Here is a 4,239-nt window from a genome sequence, read left to right on the forward strand (position 1 = left end):
TGAAGCGCTATTCTCAAACCGTAAAATCCGGGAGGTTTTGGGATTTGAAGAGCAGCATAATTGGAGGAAGTATGTGAAGGGAGAGTGATATATGGGTTTCGAAGTCTGAAGAAAATGACCCTGTCTAAGTGAAATAGGACACTTGTTTGGTTCATCTTGTCTGGGTGTAGTTTGCAACTACACCCTTTTATCGACTACAATTTACAATGGATTATCCTTTCCTTGTTCAAACATTTTTGTTAGATCATTTAATTTTCCCAAATGGAAGTTGTTCACTTTAGCTTTCACCTCCAGCACCACCAAAATTGATGGCATTTTCGATTTCTTTGGAGTAGGCTTCAATAAATGCATTTCTCAATAAGTTGAATACTCCCTGCCAAGGATTGTTTTCAATATTCTCGATATGTCCCGAAAGCTCTACCCAGGATGCAATTTGTTCTTCTTTTTTATTTTCCAAAATCCTGCCAACAAAATCAACCACTACATCATAGACCTTTTCTGGAAGGTTTCTGTCCTCTGCTTTTAGGTTGACCTTAAAGTCCTCGATTACAGGTTTAATATATCCGGTTATCTCTCCATTGTTCACTACCGTCTCATTGTAAACACTTAGGGTTCCACTTTCCAGTTCTAGGTTGGCATAAGCCTCTATAAAATTATTAAACTTTACCAGATCGATGTCCTCAAAGGCCAGATTAAGATCAAAATCAGGAATTTGTTTCAATATGTTCACGTGCATTTCCATTTCCATACTGCCTTCACCCATTGCCTTTGAATCTATAAAAATATAACCCGGAAGGATTTTTTCCTCATCCACTACATTACTCAGGTTCTCTCCCCGGAGGTTAAAGTTATCAAAATATATATCAACCTTAGGATCTGCAGTGGGATCCAGATAGGATATCTTGGCGTTGGTGATCTTTAAATTGTTGATCTGAATGGGATTGAGTTCTTGAATTTGTTCGGCAAAATGTTGTCTCGGTTCTTTATCTTTCTCTTCCTCTTTTAACACAGTCAAATTCAACTCAAGGGAATCCATTGATATTTCAGAGACAATTTTACCCTTTAAAAGAGCCCGCCAGTCCAGATTGAAATCCAAAATCGGAATAACGATAAAAGGTGTTTCAGGATCTTCTGAAACTTCTTCATATATGACAATGTCTCCAATATTAAAAGCACCCCTGTAAAGACTCATGGACAGGTCGTCGATAGATCCATGATAACCCTCTATGTTTGCCAATGCCTTATTGATCTGATTCTTGGCGATGTATGGTAACATTAGCCGAACTACAACCAACAGCACCAAGATCGAAATCAATACGATATATCTCCTCTTCATTTTCCATTTATTCTCTTTTAAGAATCCAACATCTATGCCATGTTGGAATGATCAAATAATGGCTTTCCAAAGCAGTTGTTATCCATCTTCCAAATCTTTCAACAACAATTTGTGACAGATTAATCACAGAATGGGAGCTGAGTGAATTGTTTTTTTTCACCTTTTACCCCCAATTTGTAAGAATCTCCCACCATATTGGTACTAATGGTGTAAAGAATCAAAAGTGACGGAAAAAGAACAAAAACAGATTTATGAAAATTGGCTGATGCAGTACAGGGCACTGGTCTTTAAAATTGTGAGGGCTTATGCCAATTCCATGGAAGACCAAGATGACCTTTTTCAGGAAATCAGCATCCAACTTTGGCATTCCATTTCCTCCTTCAAAGCCGAATCATCCCCGGTGACATGGATATACAGGATCTCCCTCAACACAGCGATCAAATGGGGCAGAAAAGCCAATAAGCACCAACACGAACCCTTGGATAAGGTCCAACATGTATTGCAGGAGGGTAGTAATCCAATAGACCCAAGGCTGGATTGGCTCTATGCTCAGATCCAACAATTGGATGAAATCGACCGTTCTCTGGCCTTGTTATTACTGGATGATTTCAGTTACAAGGAAATGGCAAATATTCTGGGAATCTCAGAATCTTACGTCGGTGTCAAAATCAATAGGATCAAAAAACAACTAATCTCAAAACTTAACACATACAACAATCATGAAATTTGAAGAAATGAAAACAATCTGGGATTCACAAAACAACGAAATGCTTTTCGGCATCAACGAACAAGCCATGCACAACCTGATCCAATCAAAAATGGAAAAAGGGAAACATATCACCAATACCAGCGAACTGCTCATGGTTGTGGTCAATATCATAGCCGGTAGTTTCGTTCTCGGAATGAATGTATTTAAAGGCAATGAAAATATTTTCATGTACCTCTTGTCTGCTTGGATGTTTGGTACCGCTTTCTTTTTGTTGGCCAGTAGGGTACGCAGGATCGGAGCCAGCAAAAAGTTTGATCGGACGATGCTAGGGGATTTGGAACAAGCGATTTCCGTGGCCACTTATCAGGTTCGCTTTTCATTTTTAGGTCGATGGAATATCCTGCCTATAGGATCCCTTGTTGCCCTCGGGCTTTGGGATAGTGGTAAATCAATGTGGATTCTAGCAGCATTTATTATCTTTTTTATTCTGACTAATTATGCTTCGGGTTGGGAACATCGAATCTATGAAGGCAGGAAAAGGGAATTGGAAAATTTGAAAAGCAAGTTGGAGATGTCTAAGTAAGCACACCAACATTTGAAGATATGGTGGCGGAGGGGCTAGTTGTAGATTGAAACTGCACCTAAAATATCCTTGGAATTTGTAATTCCAATTCTTATTCAACTAAGTTTGGTATAGAGACATTGTTTACATTTGCATTAAATGAAAAGAATTCTGACTTTATTGAAACGTACCATGATCATATTCCTTGGCTTAATTCTGCTTTTGGCATTAGGCGTAATTCTGTTCTTGCAGCATCCAAAATTCGGGAAGGCCCCAAATGGAGAAAGGCTGGCCAGAATCCATAAATCCCCCAATTTTAAAAACGGGAAATTTGAGAATTTTAGCCACACACCACCACTGACTGAAGGGTATTCCTATACAGGAATCATTTATGACCAATTCATCAAAAGTAATCCTTACAAGGAACCCAAAGACATTATCCCTTCTACCAAAACTGATTTACACCAATTGGATCATGAAGAAAACATCCTAGTCTGGTTTGGGCATTCATCTTACTTTATGCAATTTGAAGGAAAAAGGATTTTAGTAGATCCGGTGCTGAGTGGCAATGCATCTCCTTTGCCGGGTAGTGTAAAAGCCTTCAAGGGAACAGACCAATATTCAGTTTCAGATTTTCCGGAAATCGACTACCTCCTGATCAGCCATGACCATTATGACCATTTGGATTACACGACCATTGTTGCCCTTCGAGACAAAGTGAAAAACGTGATTTGTGGCTTGGGAGTGGGTTCCCATTTTGAACATTGGGGATATTCGCCAAATAATATTATTGAAAAAGACTGGGACGAAACGATGGATTTTGATGAAATAAAAATCCACACCACAAAAGCAAGACATTTTTCTGGTAGGGCCTTATCCAGAAGCAATACCCTTTGGCTTTCTTATGTGATAGAAACACCAAAACGGAAAATTTACGTCGGAGGAGATAGTGGTTATGATAGTCATTTAGCTGAAATCGGGGCTGTACATGGACCTTTCGATTTGGTGATATTGGATAATGGGCAATATAATGTTGCCTGGAAAGAGATTCACTTTATGCCTGAGGAAGTGATATTGGCTGCAAAAGACCTACATGCAAAACGTCTCATGCCTGTTCATTCAGCCAAATTTTCACTGGCAATGCATCCTTGGAATGAGCCCTTAGAAAAAGTGTATCAGTTGAGCAACCAACACAATATACTTTTAGCGACGCCGATTATTGGTGAAAAAGTAAGACTTGACGATGATACCCAAATATTCAGATCATGGTGGAACGAGGTGAATTAAAACTAAGCTTAATTCAATCCAGGACTCCTGAGGTCATGTCCTGCTTTATAAGTCCAGAGATATCAGATGAACAGTTTATCCCTGAGCATATTTTCTTTTTCCTTGTCAAAGGATTTGGAGTAGGGTATAACGGCACAAGAAATATAACCTCCAACCCGTTGACAATTGCTTTCTCAGAAAAAACCATCTGGCCCGGTATGCTTTCTTATGATCTGAAATTAAAATAAAACTGAAATGTCCTTATCCAAAGTTTCGATTCCAACCAATAATACATTCCGATATATTTTAGGGATTTGGTTGTTTTTGCTTTCTTCATTGGTTCCATTTTCAGGATGGTCACAAACC

At 38.9% G+C, this 4,239-nt stretch carries 5 protein-coding genes; 4 read left to right on the top strand and 1 reads right to left on the bottom strand.

All coding sequences use genetic code 11. From position 1 onward, the window contains the following. Positions 1–277 precede the first annotated feature (277 nt). A complete protein-coding gene (locus ACEW8U_RS04970; protein WP_373520933.1) occupies positions 278–1,336 on the bottom strand; it encodes a DUF748 domain-containing protein in 1,059 nt (352 codons plus the stop codon). Between the two features lie 223 nt (positions 1,337–1,559). On the opposite strand from ACEW8U_RS04970, the gene ACEW8U_RS04975 reads away from it, so the two are divergent. The 4 genes from ACEW8U_RS04975 (at position 1,560) to ACEW8U_RS04990 (ending at position 4,121) form a co-directional block, all read left to right on the top strand. Further along, positions 1,560–2,066, top strand: a complete 507-nt coding sequence (locus ACEW8U_RS04975; protein ID WP_373520934.1) for an RNA polymerase sigma factor — start codon at positions 1,560–1,562, stop codon at positions 2,064–2,066. Positions 2,067–2,070: 4 nt separating this feature from the next. Then, a complete protein-coding gene (locus ACEW8U_RS04980; protein WP_373520935.1) occupies positions 2,071–2,628 on the top strand; it encodes a hypothetical protein in 558 nt (185 codons plus the stop codon). A 138-nt stretch (positions 2,629–2,766) separates the two neighbouring features. Beyond that, positions 2,767–3,894 (top strand): MBL fold metallo-hydrolase, encoded by a 1,128-nt coding sequence (locus tag ACEW8U_RS04985; protein ID WP_373520936.1) that lies wholly within the window; start codon positions 2,767–2,769, stop codon positions 3,892–3,894. Next, positions 3,873–4,121 (top strand): hypothetical protein, encoded by a 249-nt coding sequence (locus ACEW8U_RS04990; protein ID WP_373520937.1) that lies wholly within the window; start codon positions 3,873–3,875, stop codon positions 4,119–4,121. The genes ACEW8U_RS04985 and ACEW8U_RS04990 overlap by 22 nt, the downstream gene beginning before the upstream one ends. The last annotated feature ends 118 nt before the right edge of the window (positions 4,122–4,239 follow it).

The sequence above is a fragment of the Aquiflexum sp. genome (assembly GCF_041751335.1).
Lineage (GTDB): Bacteria > Bacteroidota > Bacteroidia > Cytophagales > Cyclobacteriaceae > Aquiflexum.

Excerpts from the sequence above, each read along its gene's own strand:
- ACEW8U_RS04990 (WP_373520937.1), top strand. The coding sequence starts at position 3,873 with ATGGTGGAACGAGGTGAATTAAAACTAAGCTTAATTCAATCCAGGACT.
- ACEW8U_RS04980 (WP_373520935.1), top strand. The coding sequence starts at position 2,071 with ATGAAAACAATCTGGGATTCACAAAACAACGAAATGCTTTTCGGCATC.
- ACEW8U_RS04970 (WP_373520933.1), bottom strand. The coding sequence starts at position 1,336 with ATGAAGAGGAGATATATCGTATTGATTTCGATCTTGGTGCTGTTGGTT.
- ACEW8U_RS04985 (WP_373520936.1), top strand. The coding sequence starts at position 2,767 with ATGAAAAGAATTCTGACTTTATTGAAACGTACCATGATCATATTCCTT.